The organism is Nocardia transvalensis (assembly GCF_015477765.1).
Taxonomy (GTDB): Bacteria; Actinomycetota; Actinomycetes; order Mycobacteriales; family Mycobacteriaceae; genus Nocardia; species Nocardia transvalensis_A.
Window position 1 is genome coordinate 1 of sequence record NZ_JADLQQ010000007.1, and the last position, 22,627, is coordinate 22,627.

At 68.5% G+C, this 22,627-nt stretch carries 18 protein-coding genes and 1 pseudogene; 13 read left to right on the top strand and 6 right to left on the bottom strand.

The window, feature by feature from the left end; genetic code table 11:
* The 4 genes and pseudogenes from IU452_RS20910 to IU452_RS20925 all read left to right on the top strand — a co-directional run.
* Positions 1–290, top strand: a pseudogene (locus IU452_RS20910) (bifunctional 3,4-dihydroxy-2-butanone-4-phosphate synthase/GTP cyclohydrolase II); the annotation flags it as partial.
* 36 nt (positions 291–326) lie between these two features.
* Positions 327–806, top strand: a complete 480-nt coding sequence (ribH, locus tag IU452_RS20915) for a 6,7-dimethyl-8-ribityllumazine synthase (RefSeq protein ID WP_195110817.1) — start codon at positions 327–329, stop codon at positions 804–806.
* Between the two features lie 4 nt (positions 807–810).
* Entirely contained in the window at positions 811–1,308 is a 498-nt protein-coding gene (locus IU452_RS20920) for a PH domain-containing protein (protein ID WP_195110818.1), read from the top strand.
* Positions 1,309–1,446: 138 nt separating this feature from the next.
* A complete protein-coding gene (locus IU452_RS20925) occupies positions 1,447–1,968 on the top strand; it encodes a DUF4333 domain-containing protein (protein WP_195110819.1) in 522 nt (173 codons plus the stop codon).
* A 42-nt stretch (positions 1,969–2,010) separates the two neighbouring features.
* On the opposite strand, the gene ggt is transcribed toward IU452_RS20925, so the two are convergent.
* Positions 2,011–3,951, bottom strand: a complete 1,941-nt coding sequence (gene ggt / locus IU452_RS20930; RefSeq protein WP_195110820.1) for a gamma-glutamyltransferase — start codon at positions 3,949–3,951, stop codon at positions 2,011–2,013.
* A gap of 225 nt (positions 3,952–4,176) precedes the next feature.
* On the opposite strand from ggt, the gene IU452_RS20935 reads away from it, so the two are divergent.
* Complete coding sequence (locus tag IU452_RS20935; protein ID WP_195110821.1) at positions 4,177–5,643, top strand: amino acid permease; 1,467 nt, start codon at positions 4,177–4,179, stop codon at positions 5,641–5,643.
* A 2-nt stretch (positions 5,644–5,645) separates the two neighbouring features.
* On the opposite strand, the gene IU452_RS20940 is transcribed toward IU452_RS20935, so the two are convergent.
* Complete coding sequence (locus IU452_RS20940; RefSeq protein ID WP_195110822.1) at positions 5,646–6,473, bottom strand: ABC transporter ATP-binding protein; 828 nt, start codon at positions 6,471–6,473, stop codon at positions 5,646–5,648.
* Positions 6,474–6,523: 50 nt separating this feature from the next.
* Here IU452_RS20940 and IU452_RS20945 point away from each other — a divergent pair, with 50 nt between their 5' ends.
* On the top strand, positions 6,524–7,228 hold the full coding sequence (locus tag IU452_RS20945; protein WP_416382343.1) for an HAD family hydrolase: 705 nt from the start codon (positions 6,524–6,526) through the stop codon (positions 7,226–7,228).
* On the opposite strand, the gene IU452_RS20950 is transcribed toward IU452_RS20945, so the two are convergent.
* Together IU452_RS20950 and IU452_RS20955 are read right to left on the bottom strand one after the other, a co-directional pair.
* A complete protein-coding gene (locus IU452_RS20950; protein ID WP_195110824.1) occupies positions 7,225–7,923 on the bottom strand; it encodes a haloacid dehalogenase type II in 699 nt (232 codons plus the stop codon). The genes IU452_RS20945 and IU452_RS20950 overlap by 4 nt on opposite strands.
* A gap of 54 nt (positions 7,924–7,977) precedes the next feature.
* Complete coding sequence (locus IU452_RS20955; protein ID WP_324192732.1) at positions 7,978–9,648, bottom strand: FAD-binding dehydrogenase; 1,671 nt, start codon at positions 9,646–9,648, stop codon at positions 7,978–7,980.
* 114 nt (positions 9,649–9,762) lie between these two features.
* On the opposite strand from IU452_RS20955, the gene IU452_RS20960 reads away from it, so the two are divergent.
* The gene (locus IU452_RS20960) at positions 9,763–11,040 is read left to right on the top strand and encodes a winged helix-turn-helix domain-containing protein (protein WP_195110826.1); all 1,278 of its coding nucleotides are present in this window, start codon (positions 9,763–9,765) and stop codon (positions 11,038–11,040) included.
* A gap of 44 nt (positions 11,041–11,084) precedes the next feature.
* Here IU452_RS20960 and IU452_RS20965 read toward each other — a convergent pair whose 3' ends face one another.
* Positions 11,085–11,765: a GGDEF domain-containing protein gene (locus IU452_RS20965; protein WP_195110827.1), complete on the bottom strand. Its 681-nt coding sequence runs from the start codon at positions 11,763–11,765 to the stop codon at positions 11,085–11,087.
* Between the two features lie 297 nt (positions 11,766–12,062).
* Here IU452_RS20965 and IU452_RS20970 point away from each other — a divergent pair, with 297 nt between their 5' ends.
* The 6 genes from IU452_RS20970 to IU452_RS20995 all read left to right on the top strand — a co-directional run bounded on the left by IU452_RS20970 (position 12,063) and on the right by IU452_RS20995 (position 21,021).
* Positions 12,063–13,391, top strand: coding sequence for a purine-cytosine permease family protein (locus tag IU452_RS20970; protein ID WP_195110828.1), 1,329 nt, complete (start codon positions 12,063–12,065; stop codon positions 13,389–13,391).
* A gap of 50 nt (positions 13,392–13,441) precedes the next feature.
* Entirely contained in the window at positions 13,442–15,007 is a 1,566-nt protein-coding gene (locus IU452_RS20975) for a hydantoinase/oxoprolinase N-terminal domain-containing protein (RefSeq protein ID WP_195110829.1), read from the top strand.
* Position 15,008: 1 nt separating this feature from the next.
* Positions 15,009–16,091, top strand: a complete 1,083-nt coding sequence (locus IU452_RS20980) for a DUF917 domain-containing protein (RefSeq protein ID WP_228818494.1) — start codon at positions 15,009–15,011, stop codon at positions 16,089–16,091.
* Positions 16,088–17,176, top strand: coding sequence for a DUF917 domain-containing protein (locus IU452_RS20985; RefSeq protein WP_195110830.1), 1,089 nt, complete (start codon positions 16,088–16,090; stop codon positions 17,174–17,176). The genes IU452_RS20980 and IU452_RS20985 overlap by 4 nt, the downstream gene beginning before the upstream one ends.
* Complete coding sequence (locus tag IU452_RS39210) at positions 17,173–18,744, top strand: helix-turn-helix domain-containing protein (protein WP_195110831.1); 1,572 nt, start codon at positions 17,173–17,175, stop codon at positions 18,742–18,744. Before IU452_RS20985 ends, IU452_RS39210 begins: the two co-directional genes overlap by 4 nt.
* A gap of 354 nt (positions 18,745–19,098) precedes the next feature.
* Positions 19,099–21,021: a CocE/NonD family hydrolase gene (locus IU452_RS20995; RefSeq protein WP_195111264.1), complete on the top strand. Its 1,923-nt coding sequence runs from the start codon at positions 19,099–19,101 to the stop codon at positions 21,019–21,021.
* Positions 21,022–21,026: 5 nt separating this feature from the next.
* Here IU452_RS20995 and IU452_RS21000 read toward each other — a convergent pair whose 3' ends face one another.
* The gene (locus IU452_RS21000; protein ID WP_324192733.1) at positions 21,027–22,577 is read right to left on the bottom strand and encodes an APC family permease; all 1,551 of its coding nucleotides are present in this window, start codon (positions 22,575–22,577) and stop codon (positions 21,027–21,029) included.
* Positions 22,578–22,627 lie beyond the last annotated feature (50 nt).

Genomic DNA, 22,627 nt, shown 5'->3' on the forward strand with positions numbered 1-22,627 from the left:
ACGACACCGTCGATGCCAATATCGAGCTGGGCCTGCCCGCCGATGCCCGCGACTACGGCACCGGCGCGCAGATCCTGGTCGATCTGGGCATCACGTCGATGCGGCTGCTGACCAACAACCCGGCCAAGCGGGTGGGCCTGGACGGCTACGGGTTGTCGATCACCGAACGGGTGCCGATGCCGGTGCGCGCCAACGCCGAGAACCTGCACTACCTACGCACCAAACGCGACCGGATGGGCCACGATCTGGTCGGCCTGGACGATCTCGACCTCGGCGAAACAGCGCGGTGACGGCGCAGTGACCACACAGGAAGGCGGACGTATTCAATGAGCGGTACGGGCGTACCGGAATTCGAGCTGGAGCAGGCCAAGGATCTCAAGCTCGGCATCGTCGCATCGCGCTGGCACACCAAGATCTGTGACACCCTCGTCGCCAATGCCGAGCGGGTGGCGCGCGCGGCCGGGGTCGAGGAGATCACCGTGGTGCGCTGCGCGGGGGCGATGGAACTGCCGGTGGTGGCGCAGGCGCTGGCCCGCACCCACGACGCGGTCGTCGCGCTCGGCGTCGTGATCCGCGGGGAGACACCGCATTTCGAATACGTCTGTGATGCCGTGACCGCCGGGCTGACGCGGGTGTCGCTGGACGAGAGCACGCCGGTGACCAATGGCGTGCTCACCGTCAATACCGAACATCAGGCACTGGATCGGGCCGGACTGCCGGATTCCGCGGAGGACAAGGGTGAGCAGGCCGCCGCGGCCGCGCTGGACGCGGCGCTGACGCTGCGGGCCCTGCATCAGGCTGTGTGAACCCATGCCACCGGTCGTCCGAATCTGGAAGCGCGGACCGCAGCCGACCACCCAGCCCGAGTGGGACCTGGAGATTCGGCCCCGTCGGTCGGTGCGTACCGCCCGCATCGTGGCGGCGGTGATCGCGATCCTGTTCACCATTGCCGGGATCGCGACCCCGCACAGCGCGACCGGAGTGAACATCCGCGTCGCGGATCAGATCGCCCTCGTCTGCTTCGGGTGGCTGCTGGCCGCCGCGGTGCTGCTGCTCACCCGCCCCCGCGTGCGAGTCGGGCCGCGGGGCGTGTCGGTGCGCAACATCCTGGGCGACAACGACTTCGCGTGGCGAGACATCCGCGGCGTGTCCATCCCCGACAAGAAGGCCTGGGCCCGCCTGGAACTGGCCGGCGACGAGTACGCGCCCATGCTGGCCATCCGCGTCAACGACGGCGACCACGCCGCGCACGCGATGGAGCGTTTCCGCGAGCTCGGCGCGAAATACACCGCGACCCAAGGGGATTGATCCCGGCAACAAGCATGCCGGAAGGATGGGGAGCCTGTTCTCGTCCTCGGGTGGCCGACCCTGCCACGGCGTGGTAGCAATTCTTAGCTCGGTAATCGATGAGGGGTTACCGATGAAGAATGCGAAGGGTATGCGCGTATGCGTCGTTTGCTGCTCCTGGTGCCGATCCTGGTCGCCGTCGGCTGTTCCTCCGGATCCGGTCATTCCCATCAGGTCGACGACAAGGACACTCGGGCGGCCATCGCCGACCTGTTCCAGAAGAACGCCGCCGAGGCCCCCGCGAGCTCGTCCTGCGACGGTTCGCTGGAGGCGAAAGCCGATGCGACCGTGAAGTGCACGGCGAACGACAGCGCGGGTAAGACCTGGCCGGTCACCGCGAAGGTCGCCAAGGTCGAGGGGGACAAGGTCGATGTCGAGGCCGCCTTCGACGATCACGTGATCGGCGTGGAGGATGCCAAGGCCAAGATCGCCCAGATGTATCGGAAGATCGCCGACGGCGAGGTCGCGGGTGTCGACTGCAAGGGCGTGCAGAAGCTCGAGGACAACAGCTCCCGCACGTGCACCGTCACCGAAACGGGCGGTAAGAGCGTGGGTGTGACCTTCGTGGTGTCCGGCGTGAAGGGCAACCAGTACTCCTACGAGGTCGGCCTCAGCCGCTGATGGGTGGCCGTCGTCCCGGCACGCCCGGGACGACGGACTCGGCTACCTCGTATCGCCCATCACGGCCCCCTCGCGCCGCGGATCCGTCCCGCCGATCCAGCCGTCGCTCTCGCGCTTGAGCGCACTGAGCCCGCTGGCTTGCTGATCGACCGACACCTGATGCCCGAGTTCGCGCAGCCGCTGGACGAGACGGTCGTGATCGCCGCGGTCGGTGGCGTCGATCGCGGGATGCTCGCCGCCGATCCCGGTGACGGGACCGTTGGCCGCGCCGAAGCTCACCTCGGACACGGCCTGCTGCGGGTCCAGCCCCCAATCCAGCATGCCGACAAGGGTTTTCACGACGAATTGGATGATCAGCGAGCCGCCGGGGGATCCGGCGGTGTAGACCAGCTGCCCGCGGGAGCCGTCGGGGGCCCGGTCGAACACCAGTGTCGGGCTCATGGAGCTGCGCGGCCGCTTCCCGGCCTCCACGCGGTTGGCCACCGGCGCCCCGTCCGTGCCGGTCGGATCGGCGCTGAAATCGGTGAGCTGATTGTTGAGCACGAACCCGTCGACGACGTGGAAGGAGCCGAACGCCGATTCCACGGTCGTGGTCAGTGCCGCCGCATTGCCGTATTCGTCGACCACGGAGATGTGGCTGGTGCCGTGCTCGGGCGGCTGCGGGCCGGTGCCCAGCGGGACCGGGCCGAAATCGCCGGGCTGGGCCTTACCCATGCTGCGGTCCGGATTGATCAGCCCGGCACGCTGTTTCAGATAGTCCTTGTTCAGCAGGGTGTCGGGGGAGTTGCCGGGCAGCGGAACGAAATCGGAGTCGGCGACGTACTTGTCGCGGTCGGCGTAGGCCAGTCGCTCCGCCTCCGAGATCAGGTGTACCGCTTCGGCCTTGGGCTTGCCGCCGTTGCGGTCCACGTTGTCCGGCTTCAGTGCCGACAGGTCGAAATTCTCCAGAATGCCCAGCGTGGCCGCCACGGTGATGCCGCCGGAGGACGGATTGGGCATCCCGCAGATTTCGTGGGCGCGGTAGTCGGTGCACAGTGCCGTGCGCTTCTTGGGCTGATAGCGCGCCAGATCCTCGAGGGTGATCTGGCCTGGCGTGCGCCCGCCGGAGGTGGTGGCGGTGGCGTCGACGATATCGCGGGCGATGGCACCGGTGTAGAAGGCATCGACGCCGTCGGAGGCGATGGCGCCCAATGTCTTCGAATACGCCGGATTGGTGAGCTGGTATCCGGCCGGTTTGGGCGAGCCGTCGGGCTGCAGGAAGTACGCCTTGGCGTTGTCGTCGCGCGCGAGATCGGCTGCGGAGCTGGCGATCTGGGCCGCCAGCCGCGGGCTGATGGCAAATCCCTGATCGGCGAGGGTGACGGCCGGGGCGAACAGGTCCCGCCAGGGTTGTTTGCCGTGCTCGCGATGGGCCAGGTCGAGCATCCGCAGCACGCCGGGTACGCCGATGGACCGGCCGCTGGCGCGGGCATTCGGTTGTGGCGGCGTCTGATCGGTGTCGCTGATCCAGCGCAGATAGTTCTCCGTGGCCGAGGCCGGGGCCACCTCGCGCCCGTCGTAGGCGTCGACGGATTTGGTGCTGGCGTCGTAATACATCAGGAAGGCGCCGCCGCCGATACCCGATGCCTGCGGCTCCACCAGGCCCAGCACCGCCTGCGCGGTGATGATCGCGTCGGCCGCGGTGCCGCCGTCGGCCAGCACGCGGCAGGCCGCCTGTGTGGCAAGGGGATTGGCGGAGGAGACGGCGAAGCTGCGGGTGCGCACCGCCGTCATATTGCTGCGGTAGCCGGTGGCGATCTCGGGATTGGTGGCTATATTCGTGCCGGTCGCGGCCGGTCCGGGCGGGGCCACCGGGGTGCCGTTCGGGGTGTCGGCGCAGGTGCGATCCGTCGATCCGGGGTCCGACGTGCAGCCGGTCAGGAGGCCTGTGGTGAGCAGCAGCGCGGCGGCCGCCCCGGTCCCGATATGTCGCATGCGCCTCATGGTCGGACTGTAACGCCCGGGTCCGACAGCGGCAGTGGTTTTGCCGTCGGACGCTCGGTCCAGACGCCAGAGCATTTCCCCAGCTACTTCTGCTCGGAGGGACCGAAATCCCCGGAGCGAACCCTATTGTGTTATGGGGTCGACAACCGAGGCCAGTGTGCGGGGTCCGGCTATTGACCAGGTAACGTTTGGGCCTCACGGAGTCGACGAAGGAACAACCGACAGATGACCCAAGTGCGAGGCAACACGTACCTCGACGCGGAGGACAGTGGCTATCACAAAAGCCTGAAGCCACGTCAGCTGCAGATGATCGCCATCGGCGGCGCGATCGGAACCGGACTCTTCCTCGGTGCCGGTGGGCGCCTGGCCAATGCGGGGCCGGGTCTGTTCCTGGTGTACGGCGTGTGCGGCGTGTTCGTGTTCTTCATCCTGCGCGCACTGGGTGAGCTGGTGTTGCACCGGCCCTCGTCGGGGTCGTTCGTCTCCTACGCCCGGGAGTTCTACGGCGAGAAGGCCGCCTTCGTCGCCGGGTGGATGTACTTTCTGAACTGGTCGATGACCGGCATCGTCGACACCACCGCGATCGCCACCTACCTGCACTACTGGGGGCCGTTCCAGCCGATCGCGCAGTGGATCCTGGCGCTGACCGCGCTGTTGATCGTGCTCAGCGTCAACCTGATCTCGGTGAAATGGTTCGGCGAGCTGGAGTTCTGGGCGGCGCTGGTGAAGGTCGTCGCCCTGGTGTCGTTCCTGATCATCGGTTCGGTGTTCCTGGCCGGTCGTTTCGAGATCGAGGGCCAGACCACCGGGTTCTCGGTGATATCCCATTCCGGCGGCTGGTTCCCGACGGGAGTTCTGCCGCTGGTCACGGTGACCTCCGGCGTCGTGTTCGCCTACGCCGCCGTGGAGATGGTGGGCACCGCGGCGGGCGAGACGGAGAATCCGCAGAAGATCATGCCGCGGGCGATCAACTCGGTGATCTTCCGGATCGCGGTGTTCTACGTCGGGTCGCTGGTGCTGCTGGCGCTGTTGCTGCCCTACACCGCGTACTCGGCGGGGGAGAGTCCGTTCGTGACGTTCTTCTCCAAGCTCGGTGTCGGCAACGCCGGGTCGGTGATGAACTTCGTCGTGCTGACCGCCGCATTCTCGAGCCTGAACGCGGGTCTGTACTCCACCGGGCGGATTCTGCGGTCGATGGCGATGAACGGCAGCGCGCCCAAGTTCACCGGCATGATGAACAAGCGCGGCGTGCCCTACGGCGGCATCCTGCTGACCAGCCTGGTAGCGCTGTTCGGCGTCGGGCTCAACTACCTCGTGCCCTCGCGGGCCTTCGAGATCGTGCTCAACGTCGCCGCGCTGGGCATTCTGTCGTCCTGGGCGACGATCGTGCTGTGCCAGTTGCAGCTGTGGCGGCGGTGGCGGCGCGGGGACGCGGATCGACCGTCGTTCCGCATGTTCGGCGCGCCCTATACCGGGTTCGCGACCCTGGCCTTCCTGGTGGCCGTGCTGGTGCTGACGGCCTTCGACTATCCGGTCGGCACCTGGACGGTGGCCAGCCTGGTGGTTCTCATTCCGGCGCTGATCCTCGGGTGGTTCGCGGCGCGCAAACGCGTGCTCGGCATCGCCCGCGAGCGGGAGGGCTACACCGGGGAGTTCCCGGTGGTCGCCAACATCCCCCTCGACGGCGACTGACCTCAGGCGCGCGCTGCCGCCTCCGGCTGCGTCGCTCCCGCCGCACGATCCGTGCGCACCTGCCAGCGGCCCTCGGTCCGGGTCAGTCGGATCGGATGGTCGAAGCAGGTGCTGATGTTCTCGCTCGTCAGCACCTCGTCGACGGGCCCCTGCGCGATGCTGCGGCCCGCGCGCAACAGCACGGCGTGGGTGATGCCCGGCGGCAGCTCCTCGAGATGGTGTGTGACCAGCACCGAGGCCAGCTCCGGATGGGCGGTCTGCAGCCCGTCGAGGCGGTCGATGAGCTGTTCGCGCCCGGCCACGTCCAGGCCGGTGGCGGGCTCGTCGAGCAGCAGCAAGCGAGGGTTGGGCATGAGGGCGCGGGCGATCAGGGCCCGGCCCCGCTCGCCCTGGGACAGGGTGGGCCAGCGGGCCTCTCGGCGATGGGTCAGCCCGAGCAACTCGATCAGGCGGTCGGCCTCGGCGATCTCGGCGGCGGTCGGACTCCACCGCTGTTTCAGATCGGCGGTGTTGGTCAGCCCGGTCAGCACCACCTCGTGCGCGGTGAGCGGATAGGGCGGGGCGTGGCGGGGATCGACATGGCCGATGGCCGTGCGCAATTCGCGCATATCGACCCGGCCCAGCCGGTGGCCGAGGACCTCGACGCTGCCGCGGGTGGGATGTTCCGAGGCGCCCAGCAATTTCAGCAGTGTGGTCTTGCCGGCGCCGTTGGGGCCCAGCAGCGCCCAGTGCTCGCCGGGGCGCACGGTCAGCGACACCTCGCTGAGGATCGGGGTGCGATTGCGGACGAAGTCCACGGCCCCGACCTGGAGAATGGGGGAGTCGGCCATGCGATTCACCGTAGCAAACTCCTCAGACAAGCTGATGTGTGAACAATGTCATGGGACGACTTCGGTACGCTGACCGGGTGACTGTCGAGGCAGTGCTTTTCGATTTCTCCGGAACCCTGTTCCGGCTCGAGGACCACGAGAGCTGGGCTGCGGATCTCATCACGACCGACGGGCGGCCGCTGGACGCGGCCGAGTCCGCGGAGGTGCTGCGGCGGCTGACGACGCCGGTGGAGCAGGTGGTGCGATTCGACGAACGTGACCAATTCGCCTGGGAGAACCGGGATCTCGACCCGAAACTGCACCGGCAGGCATACCTGGAGGTGTTGCGCCAAACCGGCGTCGGGCGTCCGGAGCAGGTCTATGCCCGGTTGGTCGACCCACTGGCGTGGACTCCTTACCCGGATACCGCCGACATCCTGAAAGCGTTGAACACCCAGGGCATTCCGATCGCCGTCGTGAGCAATATCGCACACGACGTGCGCCCGTCGTTCGGCAAATACGGCCTCGACCGCTATGTCGACGCCTATGCGCTGTCGTTCGAGGTCGGCGCGGTGAAACCGGATCCGACGATCTTCCGCTGGGCTCTCGACCGGCTCGGTGTCGCCCCCGAGGCGGCGCTGATGGTCGGCGACAGCCGCGAGGCAGACGGTGCCGCAACGGCTCTCGGCTGCCGCTTCGGCTGGGTGGATCCGCTGCCGACCGCACAGCGCCCCGACGGGTTGCGCACGGTCCTGCGCGCCCACGGCGTGCTCTAACAGCCGAGCTGGCCGGCCAGGTCCAGGAAATCGGCGGCGTTGATGTCGAATTCGTCGGAGAACACGACGTCGGCCAGGGCGGGATCGCCGAATTCCCTTGGCCGGGCGACGAATGCCGTGCGGAAGCCGAGCTCGGCGGCGGCGCGGATGTCGTATTTGTGGCTGGCCACCATCATGATGTCCGAGGGCTCCAGCCCCAGGTAGCCCGCCGCCATCCGGTAGGCGCGCGGGTCGGGCTTGAACGCACCCGCCATCTCGGCGGCGAACACCGCATGCCAGGGGAAGTCGCAGTGCCGCGAAATGCTCACGACCGCATTCACATCGGCGTTGGACAGCGTGGCCAGGGTGTAGGCGCCGCGCAGGCGAGTGAGCCCGGCCACCGCATCCGGCCACGGGTCCAGCCGCTTCCAGCTGTCGGTGAGTTCGCGACGCTGCGGCTCGGGCAGCTCGAGACCCTGCTCGCCGAGCAGGTCGTCGAGCGCGGATCGATAGATCGACGCCACGCTGACCCACCGATCCGCCGCCGCGGCCTTGGTGCCGCGGAAATAGGCTGCGCGCCAGTCGTTGACGAACCGCGACCAGTCCAGGTCGTATCGGGCACCGAGGATCCGCCGCGCCGCGCCCGCGACCGTGCTGTGGAAATCGGTCGCGGTGCCCTGCACGTCGAACAGCAATGCCTGTGGCCGGTCACTCATGATCGCCGATGCTAGGCCCGGCCACCGGTCCGGTCGAGGACGACGGGATGTGATTCAGGGCAACGTGCGCACCAGGGCCCGCCCGGCGGCCCGGCCGGAGAAGATGCAGCCGCCCAGGAAGGTGCCCTCCAGGGCGTTGTAGCCGTGCACCCCGCCGCCGCCGAAACCGGCCACCTCGCCCGCGGCGTACAGACCGCGGAACGGGGTGCCGTCGGCGCGGATCACCTGCGAATCCAGATTCGTCTGCAGGCCGCCCAGGGTCTTGCGGGTCAGGACATTGAGCCGGACGGCGATGAGCGGCCCGCGCGCCGGATCGAGGATGCGGTGCGGGGCGGCGACGCGGACCAGTTTGTCGCCGAGCGTGCGGCGGGCGTTCGCGATGGCCATGAGCTGCGCGTCTTTGCTGTATTTGTTGGTCAGTTCGCGGTCGCGGGCGACGATTTGGCGTTCGAGGTCCTCGGCGTCGAGCTGCGGGCCGCGGGCGATCTTGTTCATGCCCTGCACCAAGTCGCGCAAGGTGTCCGCGACCACGAAGTCCACGCCGTGCTTCTTGAACGCCTCCACCGGGCCCGGTGCGCCCTTGGCGAACCGGCTCTTCGCGGCCAGCTTCAGATCCTTACCGGTGATGTCCGGATTCTGCTCCGAACCCGAGAGCGCGAATTCCTTCTCGATGATCGGCTGGGTCAGCACGAACCACGAGTAGTCGTAGCCGGTGGCCAGGATCGCCTTCATGGTGGCGTTGGTGTCGAAACCCGGGAAACACGGTGCGGGAAGCCGCTTTCCGTTCGCGTCGAACCACAGCGACGACGGACCCGGAATGATGCGGATGGCGTGATCGGGCCAGACCGGATCCCAGTTGTGGATGCCCTCGGTGTAGTGCCACATGCGATCGCGGTTCACGATGCGGCCACCGGCCTTCTCGGTGATTCCCAGCATCCGCCCGTCCACATAGGCCGGGACGCCCGAGATCATGGTCTGCGGGCACGGGCCCAGGCGGTCGGTGGGCCAGTTCCGGCGGATCAGCTCGTGATTGTGGCCGATGCCGCCCGACGACACGATCACCGCGGGGGCGCGGAATTCGAACTCCCCCACCGTGGTTCGCGGCGAGGCCTTACCGCGCGGCAGATCGGTGGGTTCGAGCACGCCCCCGCGCACACCGACCACCGCATCGTCCTCGACGATCAGCTCGTCCACCCGGTGCCGGAACGCGAACTCCACCAGCCGGCGTTGCTCGGCCGCGAGCACGGGTTCCAGGAACACCCGCACCACCTCCGGCCCGGTGCCCCAGGTGAGATGGAAACGAGGCACCGAGTTGCCGTGCCCGTCGGCGGTGCTGCCGCCGCGTTCGGCCCAGCCCACCACCGGTGTCACGCGCAGCCCGAGGTCGTGCAGGTATTGCCGCTTCTCCGTGGTGGCGAACTCGACGTAGGCGCGGGCCCACTGCCGCGCCCAGTGATCCTCGTCGTCGCGGTCGAAACCGGCCGAGCCCTGCCAGTCCTGCCACGCCAGCTCGAAGGAGTCCTTGATGCCCAGGCGACGCTGTTCGGGGCTGTCGACGAAGAACAGCCCGCCCAGCGACCAGAACGCCTGCCCGCCGAGATTGTTGCGGTTCTCCTGATCCAGGACCAGCACCCGCCGCCCGGCCTTGGTGAGCTCATAGGTGGCCACGAGCCCGGCCAGGCCGGCTCCGACGACGATGACATCCGGCTGCTGTGACGGCGCCACGGGAACTCCTCCTGGCTCGGCTGACTTTGGATACGTCAGTGTATCCGCTGTGGGCGATCGGGGCGGGCAACCCGCTGAAACGAACTTGTCGGTGCCCTCTGGCATGGTTCGGATGTGCGTACCATGACCGCCGCCGCGGCCCGCCGGACCGCGCTCGCCGCCCAGGGGTTCGCCGCGGCCCGCCCGGCGTCCCCACCGAACCGCCGTTCCATTCTGCGGGTGCTGGAACGCACGCAATTACTGCAGCTGGATTCGGTGTCGGCGGTGGTGCGGGCGCACTATGCGCCGGTGTTCAGCCGCATCGGCGCCTACGAGCGCACCGTGCTCGACGAGGCGGCGTGGGATCACAACGGGCGTCGGCCGCGTCGACTGGTCGAGTATTGGGCGCACGAGGCGGCGCTGATCCCGGTCGAGGATTGGCCGCTGCTGCGCTGGCGGATGGCGCAGTATCGCGACGGTCGCTGGGGCGGGGCCAGAGACGTCCTGAAGCGCAATCCCACGCTGCCCAAGGATGTGCTGGACGTGATCCGCGAATTCGGCGCGTGCACCGCCGGTGAGGTCGAGCGACATCTGGAACTGGACCGGCCGCGCACCAAGGACCACTGGGGCTGGAACTACAGCGACACCAAGGTCGTCTGCGAGGTGCTGTTCGCGACCGGGGAACTATCGGTGGACAAACGGGTCGGGTTCCAACGGCACTACGACCTGACCGAGCGGGTGCTGCCGCCCGAGGTGTTCGCCCGCGAGGTCGACGAGGCGGATGCGGTGCGGGACTTGGTGCGGCGCTCGGCCGAGGCGCTCGGCATCGCCACCGAGCCCGATCTGCGCGATTACTACCGCCTGCACCGCCGCCGAACCGAGCCCGCCATCGCCGATCTGGTGGATGCGGGTGAGCTGGAACCGGTGCAGGTCGAGGGCTGGGACAAACCGGCCTACCTGCGTGCCGGTGCCCGCACCCCGCGTCGCGTCGAGGGCGCCGCCCTGTTGTGCCCGTTCGATCCGCTGATCTTCTTCCGCCCCCGCACCGAGCGAATCTTCGACTTCCACTACCGCATCGAGATCTACACTCCCGAACACAAACGGGTGCACGGCTATTACGTCTTCCCGTTCCTGCTCGACGGCGACCTCGTCGCCCGAGTGGACCTGCGCGCCGACCGCGCCACCGGCCGCCTGCTGGTCCCCGGCGCCTTCGCCGAACCCGGCTGGAACTGTTCCTATGTCGCCACGGCCCTGGCTCGTTCGCTGCGCGAGATGGCCGACTGGCTGGAACTCGACACCATCGAGATCGGCGCCCGCGGCGATCTGGCCGCCCCGCTCGCGAAGATCGGGCGGGGCGGTGGCGCCTTCACTCGTCGCGACGAGGGGCTGCTGCGGGAAGCGGAGTGTGGCTGATCCAGCGGTAGGGGGAGTGCCGCCCACCGCTGACCCGGCGTGAGTCAGCGGGCATACAGGGCGTACGGGGGAGCTACCTGATCGAAGGTCCAACCGTGTCCGTCACCGCCGCAGCAGCTCTGGGCGCGGCCGTTGCGCTTGGCGGCCAGCAGTGCCGCATCGGCGGCGAGCAGCAGATCCTCCAGGCCCATGCCGACGCAGCGGGTGGCCAGGCCCACCGACACGGACAAGCCGGTCAGGGTCGTCTCGCCGTCGCGGGTGCTGACGATCCGTAGACGAGCCGAGTTCAGCTCCACGTTGAGGCGGCGGGCCGCCGCGAAGGCATCGGCGGCTTCGGAGCCCGGCATCAGTACCAGGAACTCGTCACCGCCGAAGCGCGCCACCAGATCCTGGTGCCGGGACACCGAGCGCAGAATGCCGGCGACCTGGCGCAGGGCATTGTCCCCGGCGAGGTGACCGTGTTCGTCGTTGATCACCTTGAACCGGTCGAGATCGGCGATGAGCAGGCTGATCGGCTCTCGGCGGGCCGCGGCCTCGGTCAGCGCCACGTCCGCGTGGTGATGCCAGGTGCGACGGTCGAGCAGCCCGGTCAGCCAGTCCAATCCCTGATGGCCCAGCGGTGACCCGCAGCTGGGACAGAGCTGGAACCCGGAGTAGGCACACAGCTCGCCGCGAGCGGCCGCTGCGTGCCGGGCACGGAGGCCGCGTAGCAGCTGTTTGAACACGACTGTTCCCCCTTCCCGATAGTTTTTTGCGTGCCCCGCCGGATGTCAGGACGTTAGATATCGCGACGCCGACCGTCCACGTGCGGACTGCACAGGCCGTCGGCGCCGATCGAGCGACTGGCACAAACGGACGGAAGCGGACGAACCGCGCGCAAGTTCTCGCCGGGCACCCTGCACAGTCCGGGCGGGCCGACTGTGCCTTTCGCACATAGGGTGTCCACACGGCGGTGGGTAGCATGCGAATCTCGTTTCGCTCCAACAGAAGTCGGCAAGACCAAGAATTCAGGGGGAACAACGATGGCCGCAGTCGGGCACGACGACTATGCCCTGTCCCGCGTCCCGGACCGCGCACGCTATCCGTGGCTGTCGGTGGCCGCGCAGCGCTTCGGCCAGATCTCGGCGCTGAGCCAGTTCCTGCTCGGCGCCACACTGGGTTTCGCCTTACCGTTCTGGCAGGCATTTCTCGCGCTCACGCTGGGCGCCGTGGTGCTCGAGCTGGTGGCCATCGGGGTCGGGATCATCGGACAGCGGGAGGGGCTGTCGACCTCGGTGCTGGCCCGCTGGACCGGATTCGGGCAGGGCGGCGGCGCGGTGGTGGGACTGGTCATCGGGCTCAGCGCGACGGGCTGGTTCGGTGTGCAGTCGCAGATCTCGGGGGAAGGTCTGGCGAAAATCCTTGGGGTGCTGCCGGTGTGGGGCTGGTCGCTGCTGTTCGGTCTGGTGGTTACCGCGATCGTGACCTACGGGTTCCGGTGGATGGCCTGGACCGCCTACATCACGGTGCCCGCCTTCCTCATTCTGGCGGGCGTGTCGGTGGTGGTCGAGCTGAGCCGCCACGACGTGGGCGGATTGCTGACCGATACCGCGCCCGGGCCGCACCTGAGTATGGTGCAGGCGGTCACCCTGGTGGCCGGGCAGTTCATGGTCGGTGCGGTGATCACTCCGGATATGACCCGCTTCAATAGGTCGCCGGCCGATGTGGTCAAGCAGACGATCGTCGGAATCACCCTGGGCGAGTGGGTGATCGGTGCGGCCGGAGTCCTGCTCGCCCACGCCGTGCGCAGCAGCGACATCATCACGATCGTCATGTCCTCCACCGGCTGGGTGGGCGTGCTGGTGATCGTGACCGCCACGCTGAAGATCAACGACTGGAATCTGTACGTATCGTCGCTGGGCATAACCAATTTCGTGAAGACGGCATTCGGCCGCCGGGTGCATCGCGCCTGGGTGACCATCGTGGTCGGCGTGGCCGGTAGCGTGCTGGGCGCGGCCGGAATCCTGTCGCACTTCACCGACTTCCTCACCTGGCTCGCGGTGGCCTTCCCGCCGATTCCGGCGATCATGGTCGCCGAGTACTTCGTGGCGCGCCGCTGGCGTGCCCAACTCGCCTCGCCCGGAACGGCTCTGCCGACCGACTCGCCCGTCTGGGTGCCCGCCACCCTGGTGATCTGGCTGCTGGCCTCGCTCGTCGGCAAGTATGTGACGTTCGGCCTGCCCAGTATCAACGCGCTGGTCGTCGCGTTCGTGCTCTATCTCCTCGCGGACCGGATCGGTGTGTTGCGCGCCTTCGGCACCTACCGCACCGAACCCGCGGTGACCAATGCATCTGAGCAGCAAAGGATTTGACATGTCCATAACGCTGAACGCGAGGTACCCGCTACCGTAGGGTGGCACGCATGCGTATTGGCATCGACGTTGGTGGCACCAACACCGACGCGGTCCTGATGGACGGCGAGCGTGTGGTGTCCGCCGTCAAGACGCCGACCACCGAGGACGTCACGTCCGGGATCGTCACCGCGCTCGGGGAACTCGAGAAGAACTCCGGTGTGGCCCCGGCGACCGTGCGGGCGGTGATGATCGGGACGACACATTTCATCAATGCGCTCGTCGAGGCGAACCGGCTCGCGCCGACGGCGGCCCTGCGCCTGGGATTGCCGGCCACCGCGGCGCTGCCGCCGATGGTGGACTGGCCGCCGTCGCTGGTGCAGGCCGTGGCCGGGCGGCCGTATCTGTGCCACGGCGGATTCGAGTACGACGGCCAGACGATTTCGGACCTGGACGAGAACGAAATCCGTTCGGCCGCCCACGACATGCTCGATCGAGGCGTGCGCAGCGTGGCGATCTCCTCGGTGTTCTCCCCGGTCAGCGCGGAGCACGAATGCCGCGCGGCCCAGATCATCGCCGCCGAGGCGCCCGAGATGGTGATCAGCCTGTCGCACGAGATCGGCAGGCTGGGCCTGCTGCAGCGGGAGAACGCGACGATCATCAACGCCGCGCTCGGTGAGATGGCCGCGCAGATCGTGGACGGGCTGGCGGCGGCGGTGCGCGGCGCGGGTATCGATGCGCCGCTGTTCCTGAGTCAGAACGACGGCACTCTGATGGAGGTCCACTACGCCCGGCAGTATCCCGTCGCGACCTTCGCCTCCGGCCCCACCAACTCCATGCGCGGTGCCGCATTCCTGTCCGGGCTGGCCGATTGCGTCGTCGTCGATGTCGGCGGGACGACAACCGATGTCGGTGTGCTGCGGCGCGGATTTCCGCGGGAGGCGGCGACCGAGGTGATCGTCGCCGGGGTGCGCACCAACTTCCGGATGCCGGACGTGATCTCCATCGGCCTCGGCGGAGGCTCGCTGGTGCGCGAATCCGGTCGGCAGGGAATCGATGTCGGGCCCGACAGCGTCGGCTTCCGGCTCACCGACCAGGCCCTGGTATTCGGCGGTGACGTCCTCACGGCCACCGATATCGGTGTGGCCGCGGGCCTGCTCGACATCGGCGAGGCCGGCCGGATCCGGCATCTGTCCGGCGATTTCGTCAAACACGCGCTGGGCGCCATCGAGACGAAGATCGGCCAGGTAATCGATCGGATGCGGACCTCGCGCGAACTGCCGTCGGTCGTGGTGGTCGGCGGCGGTGAATTCCTGGTGCCGGACACGCTCGACGGTGTCGCCGGTGTGCACCGGACCGAGCACTTCGCGGTCGCCAATGCGATCGGGGCGGCCATCGCGCAGATCGGCGGGGAGGTGGACCGCATCTACCCGGTGGAGCCGGGGCGCCGCGATGCGGTCCTCGATGCGGCCAAACAGGAGGCCATCGACCGCGCGGTCGCGGGCGGTGCCGACCCGAATCGCGTGGACATCGTCGATGTGGACGAGGTGCCGATCGCCTATCTGCCCGGTAACGCCACCCGCATCAGGGTCAAGGCGGTCGGTGATCTCCTCCTGGCGGGGCGTCATGGTGCGTGAGTTGACGGTAGCGGATCTACCCGATATCGCCCGGGGCGCAGCACTATTGGGCACCGGCGGTGGCGGTGATCCCCACCTGGGGCGGCTGCTGGTGGAGCAGGAGTTCCGGCGCGGGCGCACGGTCGAACTGCTGGACCCGGACGAGATCGGCGACGACGCGCTGGTGATCCCCACCGCCGGAATGGGTGCGCCGACGGTCGGGATCGAGAAACTTCCGCGCGGCACCGAGGCCGCGCTGGCCTTGCGCACCCTGGAGCGGCATCTGGGCCGCCGCGCCGACGCCACCATGCCGATCGAATGCGGCGGCTCCAATTCGATGGTGCCGCTGCTGGTCGGCGCCCAGCTCGGCCTGCCGGTCGTGGATGCCGACGGCATGGGCCGGGCCTTCCCGGAACTGCAGATGCTGACCTTCGGGGTCTACGGGATTCCCGGCTCTCCCATGGCGTTCAGCGGTGCGCGCGACGAGCACGGCGTCATCGACACCGGCCCCGACAATCTCAGGCTGGAGCGGATCGCGCGCAGTGTCACGGTGCAGCTGGGCGGGACGATGGATATTGCCCAGTACTCGATGAGCGGGGCTCAGGTGCGCCGCACGGGCATTCGCAACACGCTCACGCTGTCCCTGCGGATCGGGCGGTGCCTGCGCGAGAGCCGCGAACGGCATCGTGATCCGCTGCAGGCGCTGACCGCGTTGTTCAAAGAGACCAGTTACGGTTATGCGGCACCGGTTTTCGCCGGGCGGATCGTCGACGTCGAACGCCGCACCACCGGTGGGTTCGCCCGCGGGAGAGCGTTGATCAAGTCGTTCGCCGACGAATCGATCCTGGAGCTGTCGTTTCAGAACGAACATCTGCTCGCGCGCATCGATGGCCGGGTGCGGGTCGTCGTCCCCGATCTCATCACGGTGCTGAGTGCCGAGACCGCCGAGCCGATCACCACCGAGGCGCTGCGTTTCGGTCAGCGGGTGACGGTCTATGCGATCTCCGCGCCCCCGATCATGCGCACGCCCGCGGCCCTGGCCGTATTCGGGCCGCGCGCATTCGGATTCGACATCGACTTCCATCCGGTCGAGGAACTGACGTGATAGTCGACAAGCTCGGCACCGAGGATGTGGATCTGCTGCAGCGCGGGGCGAGTCTGCTCGGCTCGGGCGGCGGAGGCGACTCCCAGCTGAGCGCGTTGTGGCTGAGCACGGAGCTGACCGCGCGCAACGAGGTGCCCCTCGTCGGCCTCGATGCGCTCGACCAGGGTTGGGTGCTGGTGATGGGCGAGGTCGGGTCGAGTGCCACCGTGGCCGTGGAGAAGTTGCCCGCCGGTGACGAGTTGCGCCGCTGCGTCAGCACCGCCGAGCGCCGCCTCGGTGTCGCCGTCGACGCCATCGGTGTGGTGGAGATCGGCGGCAGCAACGCGTTGATCCCCTTCATCGCCGCCGCCCAGACCGGTAAGCCCGTGGTGGACGCCGATCTGATGGGCCGGGCGTTCTCCCGGCTGGACCAGACCGTCATCGCCGTCGACGAACTCGTCGGACCGTGGTCGATCGCCGAGGCGCACGGGGCGGCCGTGGTCATCGACGGCGTGGACGCACTGACCGCCGAGCGCGTGATGCGGGGCGCCCTGACCGGTCTGGGCGGATGGGCGGTGCTGGCCTATCCGCCGATCTTGGCGGGGATGTATCGGCGAGTTGCCTTGCCCGGCACGGTGACCGGAGCCATCCGGCTCGGTCGGCGGCATCGGGACGGTATGGCCGCCGGCGACGACGGTGATGCGCTGGCCGACCGGCTCGGCGGTGACTTCCTGGGCCAGGGCACGGTGCTGGAGGTGTTCCGCTACGGGGGCAGGGGTTTCGCCAGCGGCAGCGTCGCGATGCGGACCGTGGACGGTCGGCACCTGCTGCGGGTGGAAATGCAGAACGAGTACGCGATGGTGCTGCGCGACGGCGAGGTGGTGGCGACGACTCCGGACGTGATCTGTCTGCTCGACGCGCACACCCTGCGGCCGATCCAGACGGGCCAGGTGCGGCGCGGGCACGAGGTGGCGATCCTGGCCCTGCCGGTGCCGGATCGGCTCTGGCAACCCGACATGCTGCCGCGGGTCGCACCGCGTGCGCACGGAATCGACGCCGATCCGGTCCGCAGATTCTCGGATCATGCGAGGAGGCTCATGCGGTGAAGGCGACATCCGGTCCCGTATCGCTGCGTCAACTGGTGGCCCACCCGGTCCTGGCCGGGGCGCGCCTGGTCGGTGGCCGGTCGGCCGATACCGCGGTGCGCCGGGTGACGGTGCGTTCCGGTGTCGACCCGTCCCGGCTCGGGCACGGCGACCTGATCGTGGTGGCCGGGCTCGACGACTCGACCGGGTGGCAGGTCGAGGCCGGTATCCGCCGTTGCGCGCTGGCCGGTGTCGCCGGTCTGGTGCTGCCGGGCGGTCGGCACGGCCCGCTGGCCACCAGCGTGCTGCTCGCCGAGCGCCTGGGCCTGCCGCTGGTGCTGCTGCCCGATTCGCTCGGCCCGCACGAGGTGGCGCTGCGCCTGGCGCAATTGGTCGCCACGCCCGAGGTGGTGCAGTCCGAACACGTGCTGCGCTTCTTGAGCCGCATCCGCGGCCGGGCCGACAGCCTGCGGTCGGTGACCAAGGTCGCCGCCGAGGTGTTGCAGGTCCCGGTCAGTGCGCTGAGCCCGGACGGTGAGCTCGTGCACGGCGACCACGCGCCGACGGAGTTCCGGCGCGATCTCGCGCTGCCGCAGGTGGTTGCGGAAGGGGAGACCACCTTCGTGATTCACCCGGTCAGCACAGGATCCGCGCCGCTGTGGATGGCCGCCGCGCTGCCGACACCGGCGCCGGTGCAGATCGAGATCGCCCAGGCGGTCCTGGCCACGGCCGAACCCTGGGTGCTGGCGTGGCTGGCGACCCAGCGACTGGACGCCGAGCGCGACGCCCGGGCCCGCACGACGCTGCTGTCGGATCTGCTGCGGTTGCGCGAGGACGCGGGTCCGGTGCCCCGGCACCGCGCCGCGATCCTGGGTTGGCGGTTGGACGGCTGGCACACCGGGATCTATCTGCGCCGGCTCAACGAGTCGCCGTACGACAACCTCGCCGACCGCGACGAGATGCTGCGCGTGCTGGGCGGTTGCGGCATCGGCGGGCCGCTGGTCGAACAGTCCGACGGCTGGGTCGCCTGGCACACCTCCAAGGACGAGCCGTCGCCGCACGAGGTCGACGGGCTGCTCGGATCGGTGCGGAAGGCGTTGGCGCGACCCGGATCCCGGATGGAGATCGCCGCCGGTGTCGGGCGCGGTCACCCCGGGATCGGCGGCCTGGCCCGCACGGTCGACGAGGCCCGCGAGGCGGCCTTGTCCATCGACCTCACCGCCGCGGACGTCATCCAGGACATCGGGGCTCGGGTCGCGCACATCGATACTCTGGGCGTGGGCCGGATGGTGCGCGCCTGGACGCGGTCACGCCCGGCGCGCGCCCTCGCCAGCACCCTGCTCGCCCCGCTGGTCGATCAGGAACTGCTGTTGACCACCTTGGATGTGTATCTCGAACACGAATCCTCGGTCGTGGCCACCGCGGCCGCGCTCGGGCTGCACCGCAACACCGTTGCCGACCGGATCGCCCGCATCCAGCGGATTCTCGGCGTCAACCTGCGCGACCCCGACGACCGGCTGGCGGTCGAACTGGCCTGCCGCACCCTGCGGCCCAAGGTCCGCCGTCCCCAGCAGCCCTCGATCGTGTAACCCGCCGCCCGGCAAGGCGTTTGCCGAAAGTATCCCGCGAGTACATCTCCGGTCTCTGGTTCGCCGGACGAAGGTGCGAAAGGGTTGATGTGGCCCGGCCGCGGGCGCTCATCGCATGGCTACAGCGGGATTTCGGGAGTGATGACGTGAGTAATGATCTTCCAGAACGTGTTCCGGGCGCGACATGGTGTGTGCCGGTCAAAGCGTTCGAACTGCCACCGGTCGAGCTGATCGAACGCGTCGCGAGAGCCTTGGCCCAGTACACGCCGCTCCCTCCCCAGCGCCGGAGGCACTTCGAGCCGCCTCGCGGATAATTCCGTTCGGTGTTACCGTCGGTCGGTGCTGTGGAATCGGATGCGCTCCAACCGAATCCTTCGCTCCGGCGCAGTGGCGGTGATCGCGGTGCTGGTCGCCAGTGGATGCGGTGGCTCCGGAACCGACTCCGGCACAGGGGTATCGAAGCCAGGGGCTTGGCCGCCCGCGGAGGGCCGCGGATCGTGCGCGGTCGGCAAACAGGAGGATGTGCCCGCCACCATGCGTGACGGCGTCGTGCTGAAGGCCGACGTCTATCGCCCGCAGACCGCCGACCCGGTGCCGGTCGTGTTGATGCGCACCCAGTACGGCAAATCCTCCGCCCAGATCCAGCCCTACCGGTATCAGTCGCCGGACTGGTTCGCCTCGCACTGCTATCTGGTTGTCGTACAGGACATTCGGGGGCAGGGGAAATCGGGCGGCACGTTCACCGAATTCGGCAACGACCTGAACGACGGCTACGACTCGGTGGAATGGGCTGCGGCCCTGCCGGGTTCGAACGGCAAGGTGGGGATGTACGGGTCGTCGTATGTCGGCGCCACCCAGTGGCTGGCCGCGGTGGGCGCGCCGCCGCATCTGACCACGATCGTTCCGGCCAACACCTCCGCCGACTACTACGACGGCTGGACCTACGAGGGCGGCGCGTTCCGGCTCGGCTTCGTCGAACCGTGGGCCATGGACACCATCGCCCGCACGGCCGCGCTCAATCGGGGCGACACCGCGACCGCCAAACAGCTCGAGGCCGACGCCGAGGAGCACACCCGGTGGCTGGCGTATCGGCCGTATCAGCAGTTCCCGCCGATGCATCCCGGCGATCCGGCGGTGGCGCCGTGGTACTTCGACTGGATCCGTCACTCGACCCGTGACGACTACTGGAAGCAGTGGAGCATCCGCGACCGCTACGCGAATGTGAAAGTGCCCGTGCTGAATATCGCAGGCTGGTACGACGCCTTCCTCGCCGGTGGCGCCGACAACTTCGCGGGCATGGTGAAAAGCGGCGGCAGCGACGAGGCCCGCCGCAACCAGCGCCTCGTGATCGGGCCCTGGGATCATGTCGGATGGGGCAGGCCGGGCACGAATGTGTCCGCGCCCATGCTCGCCGCCGCCGGACCCGCGGGTGACAGTCCCGTCAACGAGTTGATGCTGGCCTGGTTCGACCACTTCCTCAAAGGCAAGGACACCGCGGTGTCCGGACGGCCGCGTGTCGACTACTTCGTGATGGGTGCGAATCGGTGGAAGCAGGCCGATGCCTGGCCGCTGCCGAACACGAAGTGGACCACCTACTACTTCTCCGGCGACGGCAACATGTCACTGCCCGGCCGCAAGGGAGCGCTGACCCCGGACGCGCCGAAGGATCCCCAGGAACCGGACCGGTACTACTACAACCCCCTCGACCCGGTGCCCAGCGCGGGCGGACACTCCTGCTGTGGCGCGTCCACGGGACCGCAGGGCCCGTTCGATCAGTATGTGGTGGAACAGCGTTCGGATGTGTTGACCTATACCACCGATCCGATGCCGACCGACACCGAGATCACCGGCCCGACCGAGGTGAAGCTGTGGGCCGCCTCCACCGCGCCCGACACCGACTTCACGGCCAAGCTGGTCGCGGTCGCTCCCGACGGGTCCACGGTCAACCTCAACAACGGCATCATCCGGGCGGCATTCCGTGATTCGCTGGAGCATCCGACACCGATCGTGCCCGGACAGCCCTACCAGTACACGATTCGGATATGGCCCACCAGCTATCTGGTGAAGGCGGGGTCGCGGATCCGCCTCGAGATCTCCTCGAGCGACTATCCGCAGTATGCGCCCAACCCCAACACCGGTGAACCGTTCGGGCAGAGCGCGAACACCCAGGGCGCGACGCAGACCATCTTCCACGACCCCGACCACCCGTCCTCGGTCGTGCTGCCGATCATCCCCGCCGGAGACGACGGCAGTACCCGCTTCCCGATCACCCGGTAGCGGATTCAGGTGCGCGACAGCGCATCCTCGACGGCCATGCCGTCCGACGGACGCGGCAGTCGTCGCGCCAGCACCTGCCCGCGGAAGAACCTGGGCATGGCCCACGCCAGCAACAGATACAGCGGCACACCGAGCAGCAGCGTGCCCACCCCGAGCAGGAAGATCGCGCCGATCCGCCAGTGCGGCGGCACCGGCAGCTGCCACGACGCGTCACCCTCGCCCGGCGTCCACGACGTCACCGCCGTCCAGCCCGCCGCGAACAGCAGTGCCACCCCGCCGCAGGCGGGCAGCAGCCCCTTCACCAGGAAAGTCCGTGCGCCGGAGGTGAATTCGTGGCGATACAGCCAGGCGCAGCTGAGCCCGGTCAGGCCGTAGTAGAGCCCGATCGAGATGCCGATGGCCGTCACCGCCTCGGCGATCAGGCGGCCGCCGGAGACGAAGTTCAGCGCCACATACAGCGCGATCGACAGGGCACCGAACACGATGGTCGAGAACGCCGGAGTCAGCCACCGCGGATCGATGCGGCCGAACGATTTCGGCAAGGCGTGGTGCAGCGCCATCGAGTATGTGGTGCGGGCGGTCGGCAGGATCGTCGTCTGGGTCGAGGCAGCCGCGGAGGTGAGCACCATCAGGAACAGCAGGTGCACCAGCGCCGACCCGATCGGCCCGTCGCCGAACACCGCGCTTCCCAGCGCGCCCAGCACGTCGTCGACGTGGGCCGGATTCGCCAGCCCCAGGCCGTCCTTCCCGGCTCCGGCGAAGGCCTGGCCCGCGACGGTCACCAGCAGATACAGCGCCACCAGCGTGACCGTCGACAGCACCGCGGACCGGCCGGGGGTGCGCCGGGGATCGACCGTCTCCTGATTCACCGACACCGCCGAATCCCAGCCCCAATAGATGAACACCATCAGCAGCACGGCGGTCACGAAATCGGAGAACGTGCCGATGGCGAACGGATCGAACCACGACAGGTGCGGCACGCTCGACCCCTGCGGCGCGTGCCCGGTGGCCACCCGGATCAGCGCCACCACCGAGAACAGCACCAGCATCCCGAATTCGACGGTGAGCAGCGCCGACTGCAGCCGCGCCGACACGTCGATCCCGCACACCGCCACCAGCGTCATCACGATCAGATAGCAGACGCCCAGCAGCAGCACCCAGCCGCTGGTCGGATCCGAGCCGATCCCGTGCGCGCCGAGCAGCAGGAAGGTGTACTGCGCGCTGATCTGCGCCAGGCTCGCCATGACCAGCAAATCCGACACCACGATCGCCCAGCCCGACATCCATCCGGTGAACGGTCCGAACGCGCGGGTGGCCCAGACGAAGGTGGTCCCCGGATCCGGCTCCACCTGATTCAGCTCGCGATACCCGATGGCCACCAGCAGCATCGGCACGAAGGCCAGCAACACGATGATCGGCGCCTGCAACCCGACCGCGGCGACCACCAGGCCGAGGGTGGCAGTGATGCTGTAGGCCGGTCCCGCGGACGCCACCCCGATCACCACACTCGATGCCAGGGACAGCGCACCGGAACGCAAGGTGCTGGGGGATGTCACCGGGCTAGGGTACGGGCTACCCACCGGCAACACGGAATCGGCAGCAGACC

Excerpts from the sequence above, each read along its gene's own strand:
- ribH (WP_195110817.1), top strand. The coding sequence starts at position 327 with ATGAGCGGTACGGGCGTACCGGAATTCGAGCTGGAGCAGGCCAAGGAT.
- IU452_RS20920 (WP_195110818.1), top strand. The coding sequence starts at position 811 with ATGCCACCGGTCGTCCGAATCTGGAAGCGCGGACCGCAGCCGACCACC.
- IU452_RS20925 (WP_195110819.1), top strand. The coding sequence starts at position 1,447 with ATGCGTCGTTTGCTGCTCCTGGTGCCGATCCTGGTCGCCGTCGGCTGT.
- ggt (WP_195110820.1), bottom strand. The coding sequence starts at position 3,951 with ATGAGGCGCATGCGACATATCGGGACCGGGGCGGCCGCCGCGCTGCTG.
- IU452_RS20935 (WP_195110821.1), top strand. The coding sequence starts at position 4,177 with ATGACCCAAGTGCGAGGCAACACGTACCTCGACGCGGAGGACAGTGGC.
- IU452_RS20940 (WP_195110822.1), bottom strand. The coding sequence starts at position 6,473 with ATGGCCGACTCCCCCATTCTCCAGGTCGGGGCCGTGGACTTCGTCCGC.
- IU452_RS20945 (WP_416382343.1), top strand. The coding sequence starts at position 6,524 with ATGGGACGACTTCGGTACGCTGACCGGGTGACTGTCGAGGCAGTGCTT.
- IU452_RS20950 (WP_195110824.1), bottom strand. The coding sequence starts at position 7,923 with ATGAGTGACCGGCCACAGGCATTGCTGTTCGACGTGCAGGGCACCGCG.
- IU452_RS20970 (WP_195110828.1), top strand. The coding sequence starts at position 12,063 with ATGGCCGCAGTCGGGCACGACGACTATGCCCTGTCCCGCGTCCCGGAC.
- IU452_RS20975 (WP_195110829.1), top strand. The coding sequence starts at position 13,442 with ATGCGTATTGGCATCGACGTTGGTGGCACCAACACCGACGCGGTCCTG.
- IU452_RS20995 (WP_195111264.1), top strand. The coding sequence starts at position 19,099 with ATGCGCTCCAACCGAATCCTTCGCTCCGGCGCAGTGGCGGTGATCGCG.